This window comes from Alcaligenes pakistanensis (genome assembly GCF_014652815.1).
GTDB classification, from domain to species: domain Bacteria; phylum Pseudomonadota; class Gammaproteobacteria; order Burkholderiales; family Burkholderiaceae_B; genus Alcaligenes; species Alcaligenes pakistanensis.
The window spans coordinates 71,256-90,228 of sequence record NZ_BMZN01000006.1 but is presented as its reverse complement, the minus strand read 5'-3'; the positions used below and the strand labels follow the sequence as shown (position 1 = coordinate 90,228).

23 protein-coding genes are annotated in these 18,973 nt (G+C 53.4%); 22 read left to right on the top strand and 1 reads right to left on the bottom strand.

The features are described 5' to 3' along the window. The first annotated feature begins 140 nt into the window (after window positions 1-140). Genes IE156_RS17725 through IE156_RS17705 form a run of 5 tightly spaced genes read left to right on the top strand, consistent with a single transcriptional unit; the run spans window position 141 to window position 3,106 of the window. Complete coding sequence (locus IE156_RS17725) at window positions 141-1,061, top strand: SPFH domain-containing protein (protein WP_189393983.1); 921 nt, start codon at window positions 141-143, stop codon at window positions 1,059-1,061. Window positions 1,062-1,081: 20 nt separating this feature from the next. Continuing rightward, window positions 1,082-1,534 (top strand): NfeD family protein, encoded by a 453-nt coding sequence (locus IE156_RS17720; protein WP_189393982.1) that lies wholly within the window; start codon window positions 1,082-1,084, stop codon window positions 1,532-1,534. A gap of 23 nt (window positions 1,535-1,557) precedes the next feature. Beyond that, complete coding sequence (locus IE156_RS17715) at window positions 1,558-2,316, top strand: class I SAM-dependent methyltransferase (protein ID WP_229841485.1); 759 nt, start codon at window positions 1,558-1,560, stop codon at window positions 2,314-2,316. A 49-nt stretch (window positions 2,317-2,365) separates the two neighbouring features. Next, window positions 2,366-2,827: a WG repeat-containing protein gene (locus IE156_RS17710; RefSeq protein ID WP_229841483.1), complete on the top strand. Its 462-nt coding sequence runs from the start codon at window positions 2,366-2,368 to the stop codon at window positions 2,825-2,827. A 45-nt stretch (window positions 2,828-2,872) separates the two neighbouring features. After that, complete coding sequence (locus IE156_RS17705) at window positions 2,873-3,106, top strand: putative hemolysin (protein WP_189393981.1); 234 nt, start codon at window positions 2,873-2,875, stop codon at window positions 3,104-3,106. Window positions 3,107-3,176: 70 nt separating this feature from the next. Here the strand turns inward: IE156_RS17705 and IE156_RS17700 are convergent, their stop codons facing one another. Next, on the bottom strand, window positions 3,177-3,470 hold the full coding sequence (locus tag IE156_RS17700) for a hypothetical protein (protein WP_189393980.1): 294 nt from the start codon (window positions 3,468-3,470) through the stop codon (window positions 3,177-3,179). Between the two features lie 252 nt (window positions 3,471-3,722). Between IE156_RS17700 and IE156_RS17695 the strand changes: the two genes are divergently transcribed. The 17 genes from IE156_RS17695 (at window position 3,723) to pheS (ending at window position 18,934) form a co-directional block, all read left to right on the top strand. Then, on the top strand, window positions 3,723-4,664 hold the full coding sequence (locus IE156_RS17695) for a carbohydrate kinase family protein (RefSeq protein ID WP_189393979.1): 942 nt from the start codon (window positions 3,723-3,725) through the stop codon (window positions 4,662-4,664). A gap of 28 nt (window positions 4,665-4,692) precedes the next feature. Next, window positions 4,693-4,860 carry a hypothetical protein gene (locus tag IE156_RS17690; RefSeq protein ID WP_189393978.1) on the top strand — a complete coding sequence of 56 codons (168 nt, stop codon included), beginning with the start codon at window positions 4,693-4,695 and terminating at the stop codon, window positions 4,858-4,860. A 599-nt stretch (window positions 4,861-5,459) separates the two neighbouring features. Then, window positions 5,460-5,702, top strand: coding sequence for a putative hemolysin (locus tag IE156_RS17685; RefSeq protein ID WP_189393977.1), 243 nt, complete (start codon window positions 5,460-5,462; stop codon window positions 5,700-5,702). Window positions 5,703-5,933: 231 nt separating this feature from the next. After that, entirely contained in the window at window positions 5,934-7,856 is a 1,923-nt protein-coding gene (thrS, locus tag IE156_RS17680; RefSeq protein ID WP_189393976.1) for a threonine--tRNA ligase, read from the top strand. A gap of 46 nt (window positions 7,857-7,902) precedes the next feature. Beyond that, window positions 7,903-8,427, top strand: a complete 525-nt coding sequence (infC, locus tag IE156_RS17675; protein ID WP_189394023.1) for a translation initiation factor IF-3 — start codon at window positions 7,903-7,905, stop codon at window positions 8,425-8,427. A 128-nt stretch (window positions 8,428-8,555) separates the two neighbouring features. Then, a complete protein-coding gene (gshB, locus tag IE156_RS17670; RefSeq protein ID WP_189393975.1) occupies window positions 8,556-9,518 on the top strand; it encodes a glutathione synthase in 963 nt (320 codons plus the stop codon). Continuing rightward, complete coding sequence (locus IE156_RS17665) at window positions 9,515-9,922, top strand: PTS sugar transporter subunit IIA (protein ID WP_189393974.1); 408 nt, start codon at window positions 9,515-9,517, stop codon at window positions 9,920-9,922. Before gshB ends, IE156_RS17665 begins: the two co-directional genes overlap by 4 nt. A 35-nt stretch (window positions 9,923-9,957) precedes the next feature. Continuing rightward, window positions 9,958-10,227 carry an HPr family phosphocarrier protein gene (locus tag IE156_RS17660; RefSeq protein ID WP_189393973.1) on the top strand — a complete coding sequence of 90 codons (270 nt, stop codon included), beginning with the start codon at window positions 9,958-9,960 and terminating at the stop codon, window positions 10,225-10,227. An 81-nt stretch (window positions 10,228-10,308) separates the two neighbouring features. Then, complete coding sequence (gene ptsP, locus IE156_RS17655) at window positions 10,309-11,997, top strand: phosphoenolpyruvate--protein phosphotransferase (protein ID WP_189394022.1); 1,689 nt, start codon at window positions 10,309-10,311, stop codon at window positions 11,995-11,997. Window positions 11,998-12,316: 319 nt separating this feature from the next. Continuing rightward, window positions 12,317-12,802 carry a hypothetical protein gene (locus IE156_RS17650; RefSeq protein WP_189393972.1) on the top strand — a complete coding sequence of 162 codons (486 nt, stop codon included), beginning with the start codon at window positions 12,317-12,319 and terminating at the stop codon, window positions 12,800-12,802. A gap of 106 nt (window positions 12,803-12,908) precedes the next feature. Then, window positions 12,909-13,196, top strand: a complete 288-nt coding sequence (locus IE156_RS17645) for an accessory factor UbiK family protein (protein ID WP_189393971.1) — start codon at window positions 12,909-12,911, stop codon at window positions 13,194-13,196. A gap of 87 nt (window positions 13,197-13,283) precedes the next feature. Continuing rightward, window positions 13,284-14,435, top strand: coding sequence for an MFS transporter (locus IE156_RS17640; RefSeq protein ID WP_268248126.1), 1,152 nt, complete (start codon window positions 13,284-13,286; stop codon window positions 14,433-14,435). Between the two features lie 106 nt (window positions 14,436-14,541). Continuing rightward, window positions 14,542-15,219 (top strand): pentapeptide repeat-containing protein, encoded by a 678-nt coding sequence (locus IE156_RS17635; protein ID WP_189393969.1) that lies wholly within the window; start codon window positions 14,542-14,544, stop codon window positions 15,217-15,219. A gap of 104 nt (window positions 15,220-15,323) precedes the next feature. Then, window positions 15,324-16,844 (top strand): YifB family Mg chelatase-like AAA ATPase, encoded by a 1,521-nt coding sequence (locus tag IE156_RS17630; RefSeq protein WP_189393968.1) that lies wholly within the window; start codon window positions 15,324-15,326, stop codon window positions 16,842-16,844. Window positions 16,845-17,267: 423 nt separating this feature from the next. Continuing rightward, window positions 17,268-17,465 (top strand): 50S ribosomal protein L35, encoded by a 198-nt coding sequence (gene rpmI / locus IE156_RS17625; RefSeq protein WP_189393967.1) that lies wholly within the window; start codon window positions 17,268-17,270, stop codon window positions 17,463-17,465. 16 nt (window positions 17,466-17,481) lie between these two features. After that, entirely contained in the window at window positions 17,482-17,841 is a 360-nt protein-coding gene (gene rplT, locus IE156_RS17620; protein ID WP_189393966.1) for a 50S ribosomal protein L20, read from the top strand. A 70-nt stretch (window positions 17,842-17,911) separates the two neighbouring features. Beyond that, the gene (pheS, locus tag IE156_RS17615) at window positions 17,912-18,934 is read left to right on the top strand and encodes a phenylalanine--tRNA ligase subunit alpha (protein ID WP_189393965.1); all 1,023 of its coding nucleotides are present in this window, start codon (window positions 17,912-17,914) and stop codon (window positions 18,932-18,934) included. Window positions 18,935-18,973 lie beyond the last annotated feature (39 nt).

The window sequence follows — 18,973 nt, the reverse complement described above, 5'->3', positions numbered from 1 at the left end:
CCTAGCTCACTTTCCTGACTCAGCGGCGCTGGCTGTGTTTAGACGGGTTATAGGGCGGCCAAAGCTCATCTTTAGCGGATCTGTCATCGAGGCTGGGCTAAAATCGCACTTTCAGCTGTGTTCTTGGAGAGGGTAACGACATGAGTGGCTCCTTTACTTTTGTAGTGATGGTGGCGTTTTTGGCCGTAGTGGTGGTGATGGCTGGGGTCAAAGTGGTGCCGCAGGGCCAGCAATGGACCGTGGAGCGTTTTGGTCGCTACACCCGCACGCTGACGCCGGGCTTGTCTTTGTTGGTGCCGTTTATGGACCGCGTGGGTAGAAAGCTCAAAATGATGGAATCTGTTCTGGATGTTCCTTCGCAAAACGTTATTTCCCGCGACAACGTGGCGGTAACGGCAGACGGTGTGGTGTTTTATCGCATCGATAATGCGGCCCAGGCAGCGTACGAGATTGATCATCTGGAAAAGGCAATCGTTAACCTGACCACTACCAATCTGCGTTCGGTTCTGGGTTCGATGGAGCTGGACCATATGTTGTCCAACCGCGAAATGATTAATGATCGCCTGCTGGCCGCTGTGGATGCAGCCACGACCCCTTGGGGAGTGAAGGTGACACGCGTAGAAATTCGCGATTTGAATATGGCCCCTGAGTTGCAGGAAGCCATGAATCTGCAAATGACTGCCGAGCGTCACCGACGTGCTGTTGTGACTAAAGCCAGCGGCCAGAAAGAAGCGGAAGTACTGCAAGCCGAAGGCGAGAAGCAGGCAGCCGTTTTGCGCGCTGAAGGTGAAAAGCAGTCCGCCATTTTGCGTGCCGAGGCCCGTGAGCGTGAAGCCGAAGCGGAAGCTCGTGCCACCCGCGAAGTGTCTGAAGCCATCAAAAGTGGTGACGTCCAAGCCTTGCAATACTTTGTTGGCTTGAAGTATGTAGAAGCCTTGCGTGATGTGGGCAATGGTCCGAACAGCAAGCTGGTGCTGATGCCCTTGGAAGCCAGCGGTATTACTGGTGCCGTAGCCGGCGTGACCGAATTGCTGAAGTCCTCTGGCAGCAAGTTGGGTTAAGCGTAAGCGGATAGCAGGAGGTGCTGATCTTGGCGTTCATTTTCGATTCCTTTTGGTATTGGCTGGTGGCCGGTGTGGTTTTGATCGCCACCGAAGTCGTCGTCTCCGGTGTCTATTTGCTTTGGCTGGGCCTGGGGGCGCTGACGGTAGGCTTGTTCACCGCCGCCTGGCCTGATGCACCGTCCTGGCTGCAATGGCTGATTCTGGCCATCGCCATGCTTGGTTGGGTGGTGGTTGGGGTGCGTTGGCAGCGACGCAGCCGGGCCAGTCAGCCTGATGTGCTCAATACCGGCTTAAGTGGCTATGTCGGTGCTCGGGCGCTGGTCAGCGACAACTTTGTGAATGGCCGTGGGCGTATTCGGCTTAACGACAGTTATTACAGCGCCACGGCGACTCAGGATCTGGAGCAGGGTGTTGCAGTCGTGGTCCTGGCAGTAGACGGCGCTGAAATGCGTGTTCAGGCTGTTGAATAAGACAAATAGCAGGGTATAGAGCAATGATGAACAATCGTTACGGCAAGCTGGCTTCTTTGGTGTATCACTTGGATAAACCAATAGGGCGCTCCTTTGGCGATGTCGAGTATTACCTGGCGCGTTTGCAAGGCATAAGCGGGCCTATTCTGGAACCTGCTGTTGGTACCGGCCGCATCCTGATTCCCTTGCTGCAAGCGGGGTTGGATGTCAGTGGTTTTGACCTGTCCCAAGAGATGCTGGATTACTGCCAGCGCGAATTGGGCTTACGTTCTTTAAAGACGCGGCTTGAGCTTGCTGGTTTTGGTGATTTCAAGGCCGAGCGTCCTTTAGAAGTCATTGTGGTGCCCGCTGGCTCTTTCCAGTTGCTGGACTCTTTTGAGCAAGGTATCGCGGCCCTACGTCGTTTTCATGCCAGCTTGAAAACAGGTGGACGTTTGTTGCTGGATCTGGATCCTGTCGCGGCGATTTTGAATGTGCGGCCTGGTTTACGAACCTGGTCAGCCCCGCCTCATGGTTTGATTACCCTAAACGCCTCGGCTTTGGAAAAGGACTATTGTGCTCAAGTGACTCGCGAAATGCATCGCTACGAGTTGTGGGAGCAGGGCGTCTTGCTGGAGACACAGCTGGAACAATTCTCGCTGCGCTGGTGGGGCGTAGAAGAGCTGCGCATGGCCCTGGAGCAACTGGGTTTCGGCGAGATTGTCATATCGGGTGGCTATCAGTATGGCAAGCCGCCTCAAGATACCGATGGGATTATTTCGTTTGAAGCACGTAAGCTGTAACGCAGTCATTTCAGCCGCAGCAGTGAAGGTGACTTTGAAGGTGGTATGTGTGCGTGACTCGTCCCCCGTTGAAGATAGCAAATGTCCCTCTGCCTTATCCAAGGCGGGGCGTTGGGCTTGCGGCGTATCGGCCTTATGGCTTGCTGCAGGTTTCGCACTAAGCCCCATGGCTCATGGGCAAGGCTTGATACAAGATGCCCAAGGTTGGGTTTATGTGAATGATGAGGGTAAGCCCATCCTGCGTCCCTTTATCTACGACAATGGCCCCGACTATTTCGAGGAAGGTCTGGCTCGTTTTGTGTCCAAGGGAAAGATGGGATTTCATGATCAGGCTTTGAATATCCAGATTCCAGCCCGTTACGATTTTGCCTTTCCCTTTGTAGATGGTATTGCCAAGGTCGGTATGGATTGTGAATTTATCCCGGATGGCGAACATCGTTCGGTCAACTGCAAGCAGTGGGAGACCATTTCCAATCCTTTGTCTGGCCGAAGGACTCCCCTCGCAAAGTAGTCAGCGCACAGTACACTGCAACACAGACCTTATTCGGAGAGCAAGATGAAAAAATGGGGAATCCTGGGGCTTGTCGGTCTCTTATCCGCTTGTGCAAACCAAGCCGCGACACAGCCGCCTATCGGCCTCGCCAATCCGGCTTCGGCGTATTGCATAGAAAAAGGCGGGCGCCTGGAGATTGTGAACACCCCAGCAGGACAAGTGGGCATGTGTACCTTACCCGACGGCAGCGTGATCGAAGAATGGGAATTGATGCGCCGCGATCATCCTCCGGCATAGTCTTGATGCTTGATGAAAAAGCCAGCGATTCGCTGGCTTTTCTTTTTTTGCTCTTAGCGGCCGAGATTAATCAACGCTCAATGCGGACTTCAAAATACGCTTCGGACTCGCCTAAATCGCGAAAACCATCACTCATGGCACGGGTGGCAGCGACGATCCATTTTTTGGCCAAGGCGATGTCTTCCCCAGACAATTCGGTCTCTGCGGTCTCCTCGGCCAACTGCCAGGCACGATAGGCCTGGACCACGGCTTCGGGGCCTTGCATGACTTTCTCTAAGCTGCGGCGAAAGCGCTCTTCTGCCTCGCGGCGGCCGCGTTCTGTGATATCGGAAGGAGCGTCGTGCAAGGTGATGGTATAGGACATGATGCTTCTTTTTGCTGTATGGATAAACAGTAATTTAGCACGTCTTTTTGTCTTGGGCTAGATTTTTATAATCTCTGTTGCATCAACGATTACCAATGTCCTTTTAACCTGAAAGCTGGTTGAAGACAGGACTAACTTGCCCGGTCTTTTGTGGGTCTGCCAAGCCTAAATTTGCGTCATAAACTATCTTGTTTCGCTCATGGGTATACTGCCTCACACAGGTTCACGCTCTCTTTTTCATGGACGAGGTGCATGGTGCAGGTTGTAGCGATTGGCAGTATTACCGTTGATATTGTGGTCTCCGATATGCCTGCAGATTTGGCGCGTGGGGATAAGCAAGAGGTCGGGTCCATAGACCTGTACCCTGGCGGTGGCGCTTTGAATGCGACGGCTGGTTTTATGACACAAGGCGAATCTGTACGACTATTGGGCGCACTGGGTCGTGATGGCCTGGGCGAACGCTTGTGCGCGCATATTGAGCAGCTGGGGATTGATGTCAGCAGTGTGCAGATTTGTCCTGATCAACCCACTGGCAAGGCCATTGTCTTGGTAGAGCCTTCAGGCAGTGCCTCTGTGCTGGCACGGCGTGGTGCCAATGCCTGCTTACGTATCCAAGCGCAGGATTTACAGGCTGACTTGATTTATGTTGCCCCCTTGGCGCTACAGCCTATGGAAAGTCTGGCGCAAGCGCTGGCTCAAAGAGAAAAAGGGTCGACCTGTCTGGCTGTAAATCCTAGTGTGGCTTGCCTGAGGCAGCAAGGGCAGGGGTTCAAGCAGGTTTATGCGCAAGCGGATGTGTTGGGCTTGAATGCTGTGGAGGCGCAAATGCTGGCTGGCGTGCAGGATGCAGATATTCAGCTGGATTTATCTGTGGAGCAGGCTAGCGTCTTGGCGACTCGTTTGCAGCACCATTTTCAACAAGCTCTCATCATTACCTTAGGGGTGCAGGGCGCGGTGTTAGCGATGAATGATCAGCATTATTTTGAACCGGCCTGTCAGGTTGCCGTGTGTTCAACCGTAGGAGCAGGCGATGCGTTTCTGTCCAGTTTTGCGCTGGCCTGGAAACGAGGTCTGGAGCCCTCCCACGCTTTGCAGTTTGCCAGTCAGGCGGCGGCAGCGCGATTGGGACAATGGGCGGCAAATGCCTTTCCACCCTTATTTGGGCAGGGTGCAGACGAAGTCCTGGCGTTATAAATACGAAAAACTGTGTGGAGGAAAGGCGATGGCGGCCATCATCATTATTGTGGGTTTATATCTGCTGGTGACGGTGTTACTGGGCGTCACGCTTTTGTATACCCGACCTAAAAGCTGGAAGCGAGACACGGCTTTATTGATGATTACGCCCTTGACCGTGCCCGTGGTTTACGCCTTATTCACGATGCTGGGTTAATGGAGACTAGGGCGTGGGCCTTATTCGGGCGACTTTTGTTGCGTGTTATGAACTTTTGCAGTGATTCTTGCCACAGAAGTAAGCCCGTGTAGCCTGATCCTAATCTTTGTGTTGCCTCTGTGTCGGTTCTTGACAATCGTTGACTTCATGTTCTGAGGACGGGCCGTTACCATAGTCTCAAGCTAGTGTTGAGTTGGGATTTTGGGATGTACGCCATGATTAATGCCTCGAATTTGATCGATTATGTACCTATGGTATTAATGCTTGCTGGCTGCGGTATTTTGGGCTTTATTTTGCTGTCTTTCTGGCTGCATCGTTCCTGATTTACGCGCAGCCCTGTTGTTCTCTGCAACAAACCTTCACCATCTACGCCTGATTTCATTTCTATCTTTTACCTGACGTGTTGCTTTTGCTGCACGCTTGTCACGGCGCACTTTCAGTGTCAAATAAGTGTAGTAAGCTATTTCCACGATCTGTTTCGCGACCAGCGCGTCAAGGCTTGCCCCAAGCCTGCGCTAACAGCAGGCACAGGCTTGTAAGCCATGACGCTACATGGTTTGTGAAGCATCCGCCAAAATCAGGTCAAGGAGAAGGGAATCATGTTTTTCCGCTTAGTTTCTGCTTGCGCAGGCTCTCTGATGCTCACGGCGTGCGCCAGCTCCACTCAAAGTACTAAACCTGTCGCCCAAGCCAATCTGGCTTCTACCTTCTGTCAACGCATGGGTGGTCAAACCGTTGTGCATGAAAATGTGCGTGGCGCCTACGGAACCTGTCTGATGCAAGATGGCAGCGAGTCCGAAGAATGGGCGTTTTATCGCAGTTGGTACCCTCGAATGGACTGAAAACTGCTTCAATTGTGGTTTTTGTGGCGATACAGCGCCGCGATAGCTGGCGAAGGTGATAAACTTATCCAATCAAATGTGTTATTTGGGAAGCAGAATCTTATGAAATCAACGCGAACTACCCGTCGGCAAAACTAGCCGTGGCCGCGTAGCGTTTCGTTTGCTTTCCAAGAACGTTCAATTCAAAAGCGCGGCCTTTTCAAGGCCGCGTTTTTTATTTCAGGAAGTCTTATGGTCCGAATCACATTGCCCGATGGCTCTCAAAGAGAGTTTCAGGGCCCGGTTTCCGTCAGCGAAGTGGCTAACTCAATTGGTACTGGCCTGGGCCGTGCCGCTCTGGCTGGCCGCGTCGGCACGCCAGGTACCGAGTCGCGTCTGGTGGATACCTCTTTTGTGATCGACCAAGACAGCGAGCTGGCGATTGTCACGGCTAAAGACGCTGATGGCCTGGACCTGATTCGTCACTCCACGGCTCACTTGTTGGCCTATGCGGTTAAAAGCCTGTTCCCAGATGCCCAGGTCACGATTGGCCCGGTCATCGATAACGGCTTTTATTACGACTTCTCGTACAAGCGTGCCTTTACGCCCGACGATTTGGAAGCGATTGAAAAGAAAATGGCCGAACTGGCCAAGAAAGACGAAATCGTGACGCGCGAAGAGTGGATGCGTGACGATGCCGTGGCTTTTTTCAAAAGCATAGGCGAGGATTACAAAGCGGAAATTATTGCCTCTATTCCCTCCAACGAGCCCATCAGCTTGTATCGTGAAGGCGACTTCATCGACTTGTGTCGTGGCCCTCACGTGCCATCGACTGGCAAGCTGAAAGTCTTCAAGCTGATGAAAGTGGCGGGTGCTTACTGGCGTGGCGACAGCAATAACGAAATGCTGCAGCGTATTTACGGTACGGCCTGGGCCACCAAGGAAGAGCAGCAAGCCTATCTGACCATGCTGGAAGAGGCCGAGCGCCGCGATCACCGTAAACTGGGCCGCGAGCTGGACCTGTTCCATTTCCAGGAAGAAGCACCAGGTCTGATTTTCTGGCATCCCAAGGGCTGGGTGATTTGGCAACAGGTCGAGCAATACATTCGCCGTGTCTACCAGGACAACGGTTATCAGGAAGTGAAGGCGCCGCAAATTCTGGACCTGTCCCTGTGGAAGAAAACCGGCCATTGGGACAACTACGCTGAAAACATGTTCACGACCGAGTCCGAGAACCGTGTTTATGGTTTGAAGCCCATGAACTGTCCCGGCCACGTGCAGATCTTTAATTCCGGCCTGCACTCCTACCGTGAATTGCCTATTCGTTACGGCGAGTTTGGTCAGTGCCACCGCAATGAGCCCTCGGGTGCCTTGCACGGCATGATGCGTGTACGTGGTTTTACGCAGGATGACGGCCACATTTTCTGTACCGAAGACCAACTGCAAGATGAGTGCGCAGCCTTTACGGCTCAACTGCAGGCTGTGTATGCCGACTTTGGCTTTACTGAAATTCTGTACAAGGTTGCTACTCGTCCTGAAAAACGCATTGGTGACGATGCCGTGTGGGACAAGGCGGAACAGGCCCTGCTGGAGAGCTTGCGCCGTACTGGCTGCGAATTCGAGATTTCCGAAGGCGAGGGCGCTTTCTATGGTCCGAAGATTGAGTACACGCTGAAAGACGCCATTGGCCGCCATTGGCAGTGCGGTACGATCCAGGTGGATTTCTCCATGCCAGCCCGTTTGGGCGCCGAGTATGTAGATGCCCAGGACCAGCGCCGTGTGCCGGTTATGCTGCACCGTGCTATTTTAGGTTCCTTCGAGCGCTTTATTGGCATGCTGATTGAAAACCATGCGGGTGCCTTGCCGGCCTGGTTGGCTCCAGAGCATGTAGTGGTATGCTGCATTTCCGAAAGTTCGGCCGATTATGCACAATCGGTCGCGCAAAATTTGAAGAAAATGGGTTTCCGTGCCTCTTCGGATTTGCGTGGTGAAAAAATCACTCGTAAAATCCGTGAGCACAGTATGCAAAAAGTGCCCTATATTCTGGTCGTGGGTGAAAAAGAGCGTGAAAACGGCGCAGTCGCCGTGCGTGCGCGTGGTGGTGTGGACTTGGGCGTCATGCCGTTAGCCGATTTTTCTACACGATTGAAGCAAGAGATCGATAGTCGTCAGTAAAACAGGAACGCTATCGTTTTTATCGACATTTTTAGGAGTTTTCGACATCGCAACCGAGAAAAAACATCGCATCAATGGTGAAATTCGTATTCCAGAGGTGCGACTCATTGGAGTCGAGGGTGAACAGCTAGGTATCGTTAGCGTGCCTGACGCCTTGGCTATGGCAGAGCAGCATGATGTGGATCTGGTGGAAATCTCCCCAGTGGCCGTACCACCTGTGTGCCGCTTGATGGATTACGGCAAGTTCCGTTACCAGGAACAAAAACGCCAGCAAGAAGCCAAGTCCAAACAGAAAATTATTCAGATCAAGGAAGTCAAATTTCGTCCCGGTACGGATGAAGGCGACTACCAGGTCAAACTGCGTAATGTGAAGCGTTTCATTGACGATGGCGATAAGGTCAAAGTGACCTTGCGTTTCCGTGGTCGGGAAATGGCCCACCAGGAGCTTGGTATGCGGGTGCTGGAGCGGGTTCGTGACGAAGTCACTGAAATCTGCCAGGTTGAAGCGATGCCCAAGCTGGAAGGCCGTCAAATGGTCATGGTTCTGGCGCCTCGCAAGAAAGCGTCCTGATCCTTTTGCACGATACGGCCTGGGTCCGCCCAGGAGCATTATGCGTCGCCCGATTTGCTCCCAAGTAGCGGGTCGGGCACACTCGCCTTTGCAGCTCGTCTGCAGAGGCGTTTTTCTCTAGGTGTGATATGCACGTTTTATTCATCATTGATCCCTTGCCCAGCCTGTCGGCTTACAAGGATTCCTCCGTTGCCATGATGTGTGCATTTCTGGCGCGTGGTCATCGTGTCAGCGTGACCTTGCAGTCCGACTTGTACATTGCCCACAGCCGGGTACGTACGCGTAGTCAGGTTGTCAGTATCGCGGCTGATGCGGATTTGCGTGCGCCTGCGTGGTGGAGCCACCCCGAGCCTGCTATCGAGCAGGAATTGAATGTCTTTGACGCTGTCATCATGCGCAAGGATCCGCCTTTTGATATGGAATATGCCTATTCCACCCACTTGCTCAGCTTTGCGCAGGAACAAGGGGCGAAGGTCTTCAATTCGGGTGCTGCCATTCGCAATCACCCTGAAAAACTAGCTATTACTGAATTCCCGGAATTTACGCCACCCACCTTGGTGACGCGTGATATGGCCCGTTTGCGCGCCTTTCACCAGGAATACAAGGATGTGATCGTCAAGCCGCTTGACGGCATGGGCGGCATGGGTATTTTCCGTTTGCAAGATCCTGAGCCTAATCTGGGCGCCATTTTGGAAACGCTTACCGACAATGGCACGCAAACCATTATGGCGCAGCGTTATATCCCGGAAATCGTCAAGGGTGACAAGCGCATCCTGATTATTGACGGGGAGCCCGTGCCTTATGCCTTGGCCCGTATTCCCTTGGCAGGCGAGACGCGTGGCAATCTGGCCGCCGGTGGCCGCGGGGTTGCTCAGCCCTTGTCCGAACACGACTGGCATATTGCCCGTACTCTGGGCCCAGTATTGGCCGAGCGCGGCCTGTTGCTGATCGGTTTGGATGTGATTGGCGATTACGTCACCGAAATTAATGTGACCAGCCCTACCTGTTTTGTAGAAATTACCGAGCAGACAGGCTTTGATGTGGCGCAGCGTTTTGCAGAGGCCGTCGAAAAAGCGACGGAACGTACGTGATTCGCCTTGCCTTGATCATGCATGAGCCTCTGGCCAGTGCTTTTGCCAGCTGTGCCGAGCACGTGTTGGGCGAAAAGCCCGATTTGTTTGTCTTTGATATTCAGGCAGACGAATGCACGGACACGGCAGTAGAGCGCTTGTTGGGACAATTGCAGTCGCAAGAGCCCGACTCGCCCGCCACACTGATACTGTGTGACCTGTATGGTGCCACACCGTTCAACGTGGCCCGTCGAGTCCAGCAAGCCTTGCAAGATCAAGGGCAAGGCGCTTATTTATTGACCGGCACCAATATGTGCATGGTGTTAAAAGCCTTGACCGAGCGACGTGACAATCCCGAGTGTTTTGCTCAGGATGTCATGGCAGGCGCCTTGCGTGGCATTGTCCATGCCGACTGCCATTGCTAATTTGAATTTTCACTTTCATTTTTCCAGTTGCCCCTATGCCCAGCATCTCCATCACGATCAGTAATAAATTAGGTCTTCATGCACGGGCAGCCGCTAAACTGACCCAGTTGGCTGGCCGTTATAGCAGTGAGATTTTTATCGCGCGTGGCTCACAGCGCGTCAATGCAAAAAGTATTATGGGTGTCATGATGCTGGCCGCCGGAATGGGGGTCACCGTGGTAGTTGATGCTCAGGGCGATGATGCCGATCAAGCCCTGGCAGATATCCAGGCGTTGTTTGACGCAAAATTTGGTGAAAACGAGTAAGGAAAGAATCTGGTCATGAATAGTGCTGCTCGAACTCCGGCGTCTGATCTGTCTGCGATGTTTACCGCCCAAGGTCAGGCGGTGGGCAAGGGCTATGCCATTGCCAAAGCCGTAGTGATGAGTGCTGCCGCACTGGAAGTGCCGCACTATCGAATTGCCATAGAAGATGTTGATTCCGAAAGCCAGCGCTTGTTAAGTGCTATGGCCAGTGCGCGTGACGAATTGCGCAATATGGTGGATCAATTGCCGGTGGATGCCCCGCGAGAGCTTGCACCAATTTTGACGGTGCACAGCTTGCTGCTGGATGACCCCATGCTGACGCAGCAAACCTGCGCCATCATTGCCGAGCGTCATTACAACGCCGAGTGGGCGCTGACCTCGCAAGGTCAGATGCTGGTTGAGCAGTTTTCCCAAATGGAAGACGAATACTTGCGTGAACGTGGTGCGGATGTGCGCCAGGTGATCGAGCGGGTATTACGTGTTTTGGCAGGCAAACCCACTTTGCTGCCTGGTTTGTCGGCGACGCAAGAAGAACCGCTGATCGTCGTGGCTCGCGATATTTCACCCGCTGATATGCTGCGTTTGCGGGGCGGCCATTTTGCGGGTTTCCTGACCGACCTGGGTGGGCCTACCTCTCATACGGCAATTGTTGCCCGTAGCTTGAGTGTTCCCGCGGTAGTGGGGCTGGGTAGTTTCCGCAGCTTGATTCGCGATGGCGATTACCTGATTGTGGATGGTTTTTCGGGTGCGGTTATCGTCAATCCTTCGGAGTTGGTGCTGGCCGAATACCGTGAGCGTCAGGAGGCGTATCGACGCGAGCGAGCCGAGCTAGAGGAACTGCTGGATGCTCCAGCCGTCACGTTGGACGGCATTGTCGTACGCCTGGAAGCTAATATCGAGCTTCCAGAAGAAGCTGAGCTGGCCTTGAAAGCCGGTGCTGACGGTATTGGTTTGTTCCGTAGTGAGTTTCTGTTCATGGGGCGCACAGATTTACCGTCCGAACAGGAGCAGTACGAGGCTTATTCCCGCGTGGTCAAGGCCATGGACGGTAGGGTCGTCACCATACGCACGCTGGATATTGGGGCAGACAAAACGCTGGATGGTGATGCAACTGTCGCCACCAATCCAGCTTTAGGGCTACGTGCAATTCGCTATTGTCTGGATAAGCCCGAAATGTTTGCCACCCAGCTGCGTGCCTTGTTGCGCGCCAGCCTGCATGGGCAAATCCGTATTTTGATCCCCATGATTTCCTCCATGACCGAAGTGCATGCCAGCCGTCAGGCTATCGAGTCGGCCGCACGCGAGCTGGAGAAATCAGGGACGCCGTTTGCGCGTAATTATTTATTAGGCGCGATGGTGGAAGTTCCTGCCATTGCCATTGCTATCGAGCCCTTTGTGCAGGAACTGGATTTCCTGTCTATCGGCACCAATGACTTGATTCAGTACGTGTTGGCTGTAGATCGGGGTGATGCCGAAGTAGCCGGCTTGTATGACCCTATGCATCCAGCTGTCTTGCGTTTGATTGCTCACACGATCAATGCTGCGGATCGTGCCGGTAAACCGGTTGCAGTATGTGGCGAGATGGCAGGGGACGCGTCCGTCACTCGCATGTTGCTCGGGCTGGGTCTGAAAGAATTTTCTATGCATCCGCAGCAATTGCTGGATGTCAAAAAAGAAGTGCGTCTGTCGCACTCCAATGCTTTACGCGTGAAGGTCGCCAGTGCGCTAAATCGTGCCGAGCGTATTGACCTGGCGACATTAGCTGCCTAAGTGCTTGAAAGTAAGCTTATTTAATCTGTCGAATATGTAACAAACCCACGCTGTAGCCCCGGGAGCGAATCCATTTGTAACTGGGACTTGATGGGCTACTCGCTGCTAGGTGCTTGTTGTTAAAGGGTTTGTCATCAAGCGTGAGCGGGATCGTCAGAATAATTGAAATCAGGATTTACACTAATAGATTGGTCTGCGTGCTCCGCACCGATAGAATGGCTTTTAGGGGAGTTGTAACAGACCCAAGGCCGAGCCGGAAGTCGCACCAGGCATCGGCCCATTCTATCTAGCGACCTTGGAATAGTAGGAAGGAAATCTTATGAAACTGACTCGTGCTCATTTTGCTGTCATGGCCGCTGCTGCTTCGATGACTCTTTTGGCTGCGTGTTCCAAAGAGAACGATACCGCTGCTACGAGCGCGCCACCTGCTCCTGTCGCTGCACCTCAAACGACAGCACCTGCCACCCCACCTGCACCAGAAGCGAATAAATCTCTGGAGCAAAAAACGGAAGAACTGAAGCAGGACGCCGCGAAGGTTGCTGACGACGTCAAAAAAGAAGCAGAGGAACAGAAAGAAAACGCCAAAGAAAATACCAACTCGCTGAAGGAAGATGCCAAGGCCGCAGGCGATAAGGTCGCCGAGAAAGCAGGCGAGGCCAAAGATGCTGTATCTGACGCCGCCAGCCGTGCTGGTACCGCCATTAAAGATGGTGCTGCCAAGGCTGATAGCGCAATTCAAGGCAAGCTGGGTAATGGCGTAGACTCCTCCCCGTCCTCGGTTCCTTCGGAACAAGCCAAACCTTAAGGTTTGAACGACGAGGCTGATTGTTTGGCCAGATGAAAAAAGCGGGTGCCTTTGGCACCCGCTTTTTCTATACTGCTGGTAGTGTCAATATTTTCAGGAGAGGACCATGATTAATCGTAGCGAGTGGCTGGAAGATCTGCAAAAAAACGTCTCGGAGCTGATCTCCAAAAGTCCGGCTGCCGATATTGAGCGCAATGTGAAAGCTTTTATGGGTCAGGCCTTTAACCGGATGGATCTGGTGACCCGTGAAGAGTTTGATACCTACAAGCTGATGCTGGAGCGCGCTTTGGCACGTGTGGCGGCTCTGGAGACCCGCTTGCAAGCCCTGGAAGGGCGGCAGACGCCAGTTCCCCAAGAGAGCGATCCCTCTGCTAAAGAGGGCAGCCAAAGCTGATCACTTCTTTTGAGCACCGTCACAAGGCCTAAGGGGCCAAATTCGGCCAGCCCCTTTTTTATCGCTGTTTTTCTTGTCTTGACCGGGGTGTGCGCCGCACTGCATGTGTGGAAAGTACCCCCGGCCTTGCCGTTTATGCAGCGCGAACTAGGCATGGATCTGGTGCAGTCCGGTTTTTTGCTGGCCAGCGTACAGATGGCCGGCATGCTGCTGGGCCTGTGCATTGGCTTGATTTCCGAGAAAATTGGTTTGCGACGTTGCATTCTGATTGGACTGGGTATTTTGAGTGTGTCCTCATTGCTCGGTTCCTTTTTTCAGCAGGGCACCTTGGTGCTGTTGGGACGCATCGTAGAGGGCTGTGGCTTTTTGATGGTGGTGTTACCCATCCCGGCCTTGATCAAACGTATTACCGACGCAGCGCGTTTGAGCCGAATCATGGGCTTGTGGGGCTGTTATATGCCTGCAGGTGCGGTGTTAATGCTATGGGCCGGTGCCGCCTGGCTAGCGGTGGGCTCCTGGCGTACGCTCTGGCTTGTTCTGGGCATGCTGACACTGATCGTCATGGTGTTGACCTTTTTGCTTGTTCCCCCGGACTCAAAAACCCAGACCAAAGGTGCGGCACAGCAGGCGTCTTCCCATCGTTGGCCGAATTTGTTGCGTACGACGTTAAGCTCTAGCCGTGTCTGGTTGCTGGCGTTGGCTTTTGGGGTGTATGCGGCGCAATGGGCCGCAGTGGTGGGCTTTATGCCGACTATCTACAATCAGGCGGAAATCGCGATAGGTACAGGAGGGCTGCTGACGGCTCTTATTGCGGCAGGCAATGTGGTGGGGAATCTGGGTGCAGGGCGTTTCCTGCATGCTGGAATCTTGCCGCATCGCTTACTGCAAGCGGGATATCTGGGTATGATCGTCTGTGCTGTCCTTGCCTTCGGGCTCACGCAAAGCCTGACGATTCAATTTGTGGCCATCCTGCTGTTTTCGATTGTGGGTGGACTGATTCCCGCTACCTTGTTCTTTTTGGCAGTGACGGCTGCTCCTTCGCCCGAAACGACCTCGACTTCAGTGGGTTGGGTCCAGCAATGCTCCTCATTGGGGCAGTTTGTGGGGCCGCCGGTAGTGGCCTGGGTCGTGCATACCCTGGGAGGGTGGCAGTGGGCGTGGATCGCAACGGTTAGCTTTGCTGTGGTGGGCCTAGTGATTGCCTGGAGTTTGTCACGACTGGGCTTGCCTAAAGGATAAATGTTGCGATTTTGGATGAGGTGTAAAGAGTTACGCCATCAAGTATCAGCAAGAGCCAGCGAGTTTGCCCACGCTGGCTTTGTTTTTTGAAAGGATGTGCCGCAGTATGCTTATCAGTAATACCCAGGTGAGCCGTGATGGACTGGTCGATCTCTTAGCCTCACACCAAGCGTCGTTGAGTTTTGAAAACTGTACCTTCGATGAAGAGGATTTGTCGGGTCTGGTTCTGGAGGGGCTGCGTTTCTCCGGCTGCAGTTTTCTGGATACGCGGCTGACACGCTCGAAACTGCAGGACACCGTTTGGCAACGTTGCAAAATGGGTCGTGTAGATTTCAGTCTGACTGACTTAAGTAACGCCCGCTTCGAGGTCTGTGATCTGCACTTGAGCAAATGGGTGCGTGCACGGATTGCAGCACTGCATATTGAAGACTCCAAACTAAGTGGGGCCGTTTTTAACGAGACGCAGGGCTTGGAGGTGACATTGCGCAATTGCAAGCTGGTCGGCACTACCTTACGTGCCATTAATTTTCGCAAACAAACTCTGGTGCAACTGGATTTTTCTGATGCGGATTTAGGTGGCTGTAATTTCCAGGATACTGTTTTTGATGGTGGCAGCTTACGCGGTGCCAGTCTGCGGGGAGTGAACCTCAAAGGCGCGGATTTGCGCAGTGTCGAATTAGGCAGCATTACCTTATACGATCTGAATCATTCCTTTCAGGGTGCTTGTCTGTCTGTCGACCAGGCTGTTCAACTGGTCAGCTCTATGGGCGTGATGGTGCAATAACAGCGCTTACGTATAAGTGCTCTGTGCTGTTTGATGGCTGATCTGTAGAGCTTCAGGTCCTCCACAGGCAGACTGACTGTTTGAGTGTAAAAGGGGAAGGGCACATGTCCTTGGCCGTCTTGAACAGTTGCGCCTTGTCGGGCCTGGATTTTATTGATGTGCGTGTTGAAGCGCATGTGGCACCCGGTTTACCGGCCTTTCATATCGTTGGATTACCGGATGCGGGGATACGGGAAAGCCGTGAGCGTGTGCGCTCTGCCTTGCAAGCCAGTGGTTTTGACTTTCCTGCAGCCCGTCTAACCATCAATCTGGCGCCGGCTGATCTGCCTAAGGAGTCAGGGCGTTTTGATCTGCCGGTAGCGTTGGCAATTTTATTGGCCAGTGGCCAGCTTAGCCGCCCGGATGACAAGCAGCGGGAGCAGGCACTCACAGGCCTGGAGCGTTACGTAATGGCGGGGGAGCTGTCGTTGACGGGGGCTGTTGTTCCTGTTCAAAGCGCCCTGACGATTGCTTTGGGTATGGCTCGTCAGCATCCCGAGCTTTGTTTGCTTCTGCCTGCGCAGAGTGCCGAAATTGCGGCTCATGTACCGGATTTGCATGTGCGTGGTGTTGCCAGCCTGGCTGAAGCAGCAGCCTATCTACGTGGTGATACCGAGCTGGAGCAGACTGCGCCCAGGTCTTGGCCCGAGCAGAACGCGGACCAACAGCTCTGCTTGTCCGACGTACTGGGACAGTCCCTGGCTTGCCGGGCCTTGGAGGTAGCCGCTGCGGGTGGTCACAGTCTTCTGCTTAATGGCTCACCGGGTGTAGGTAAGACCATGCTGGCACAGCGCTTGCCGGGTTTGTTACCTGATTTAGATCGATATGCCCAACTGGAAGTGGCTGCTTTGTACTCTTTTGTGCAAGAGCAGGATTTTTTTAGCAGGCGGCCGCCATTCCGCGCTCCCCATCACAGTGTGTCCACTCCTGCCCTGATCGGTGGGGGCAGTCGACCCCGGCCGGGCGAGGTGTCCCTGGCTCATCACGGTGTATTGTTTCTGGACGAGCTGCCAGAATTTAGTCGCCGGTCACTGGAGGCTTTGCGTGAGCCTCTGGAGCAAGGCTGCGTGCGTATTTCACGGGCTCAGAAGCAAGCGGTCTTTCCGGCCCAATTTCAATTTGTAGCTGCCATGAACCCTTGTCCATGTGGGTGGGCGGCGAGCCGTCATAGGCCTTGTCGTTGCTCTCCAGGCCAGCGTGAGCTTTACCGGCAACGCTTATCGGGTCCCATGTTAGACAGAATTGATCTGCTGGTGACGATGAGTGAGTCCGACCCGGAGCGCGACCAAGCTGCATCGGCATCCAGTCAGGTAAGGGAACGGGTGCAGGAGGCGAGGGCAATACAAGCCAGCCGCCAGAGAGCCAGTAATGCACGCATATCAGTTGCCTGCCTTCGCGAACATAGTGTTTTGTCTGAGGGGGCTGTGCAACTGCTGAACAGTGCGCGGCAGCGTTGGCACTGGTCAGAAAGAGTGCAGGGTAGAGTGCTGCGGGTGGCACGCACGATTGCAGATTTGGCAGGGGGGCATCAGATTGCTCGCCCTCATATCGCAGAGGCCTTGCAGTTTCGCCCTGATTTGCCGTAATTCATATGGGCAAGAGTGGGGAGTTAGCCTACTGTTGAGCAAGGCGTGCAGCGGATTGGAGAAGGGGAGTCCGTCAGTTTGTTGTTTTATCGACTGGGAGTGCCAAGTCTGTGCCTTATAGCGTTAGCGTTGCCGCTAAAGGGCTTGCAAGAGGTATTCCCTTGGTCAAAACAGGGATCAGGGTAGGGGCGGTAGCCAAGCTGCCTAACTTTGATCTCATCACGGACCTTGTTAGACGGTAAAAAATCCCTTTGATATCTAGACAATTTCCCGGGAATCACTCTATAATCAAGGGCTTTTCCCCTGTTTGAGTCTGCTCTGGCAGCGGGTAAAGAAAAAAATAAGTGCCTGTTTTGGGTCATACAAGTGCCAGCCAGCTTCCAAGGCCGGCCACCCGCAGACATAAATTAGTCGAGTAATTTCATGCCTAAAATGAAAACCAAAAAAAGCGCCTCCAAGCGCTTTGTGGTTCGTGGTAGCGGTTCCATCAAGCGGGGCCAAGCGTTCAAGCGTCACATTCTGACTAAGAAGACGACCAAGAACAAACGTCAATTGCGCGGTACCGTCCAGGTTCATAAAGCCGACGTTGCTTCCGTAAAAGCAATGATGCCTTTCGCTTGATTAGGGAGAATCGAACATGTCACGAGTAAAACGCGGTGTTAACGCACGCGCACGCCACAAAAAAGTAATTGCCCAAGCTAAAGGTTTTCGCGGTCGCCGCGGTAATGTATTCCGTGTAGCCAAACAGGCTGTCATGAAGGCAGGCCAGTATGCCTACCGTGACCGCCGTAACAAGAAACGTGTATTCCGCTCGCTGTGGATTACCCGTATCAACGCAGCTTGCCGTGAACTGGACATGAGCTACAGCCAGTTTATCGCCGGCCTGAACAAAGCCTCTATCGCTTTGGATCGTAAGGTTCTGGCTGACTTGGCTGTTAAAGACAAAGCAGGTTTTGCTGCTGTTGTTGCACAGGCTAAGAACGCTCTGGCTGCTTAAGCGGTATCTGACTGTATAGTTCACAAACGGGGCCTTTGGGGCTCCGTTTGTTTTTGGAAAGTAACACGCCATGACTTCCTCCCACGACGATCTTATTGCCCAAGCACGGGATTTATTTGAGCAGTCTCAGGACGCCGCCTCGCTGGAAAATGCCAAAGCCCGATTTTTGGGTAAACAAGGTGCGATCACCGCCTTGATGAAAGGCCTTGCCCAGATGGAGCCGGAGCAGAAAAAAGCAGCCGGTGCCAGCATTAACGTGCTCAAGCGCCAAATTGAAGATTTGCTGAATGATCGTCGTGCTGCCTTGGCGGTAGAGCAATTGAACCAACGTCTGGCTCAAGAGCAGATTGATGTGACTTTGCCTGGCCGTGGTCGCGGAACCGGTGGTATTCACCCGGTTATCCAGACTTGGCAACGTGTCGAAGCCATTTTTCGCTCTATCGGTTTTGAAGTGGCTGACGGCCCCGAAATTGAAAACGACTGGACCAACTTCACGGCCTTGAACAGCCCTGAAAACCATCCCGCCCGTTCCATGCATGACACTTTTTATGTGGATATGCAGGACGAAACCGGCGAACCGTATTTGTTGCGCACGCATACCAGCCCCATGCAGGTGCGTTACGCCCGCATGAACCAGGCGCCGATCAAAGTGATTGCTCCCGGCCGCACCTATCGTGTTGATAGTGATGCCACCCACTCGCCCATGTTCCATCAAGTGGAAGGGTTGTGGATTGCCGAGAATATCTCCTTTGCAGATCTGAAAGGCGTCTACACTAATTTCCTGCGCGCCTTTTTTGAAAGCGATGATCTGGTTGTGCGCTTTCGACCCTCTTTTTTCCCCTTTACCGAACCATCTGCTGAGATTGACATGATGTTCTCCTCCGGTCCTAACAAGGGCCGCTGGCTGGAGATCTCTGGCTCAGGGCAGGTTCACCCGCAAGTGGTGCGCAATTTCGGTTTGGACCCAGAGCGTTACATCGGTTTCGCCTTTGGTTCCGGATTGGAGCGCCTGACTATGTTGCGCTATGGTGTTAACGATTTACGCCAGTTTTTTGAAGGCGACCTGCGCTTTTTGAAGCAGTTCAATCGTTAATTCCTACTTCGCGCCGCCGGACCTCTTAGGTCCGGTCGG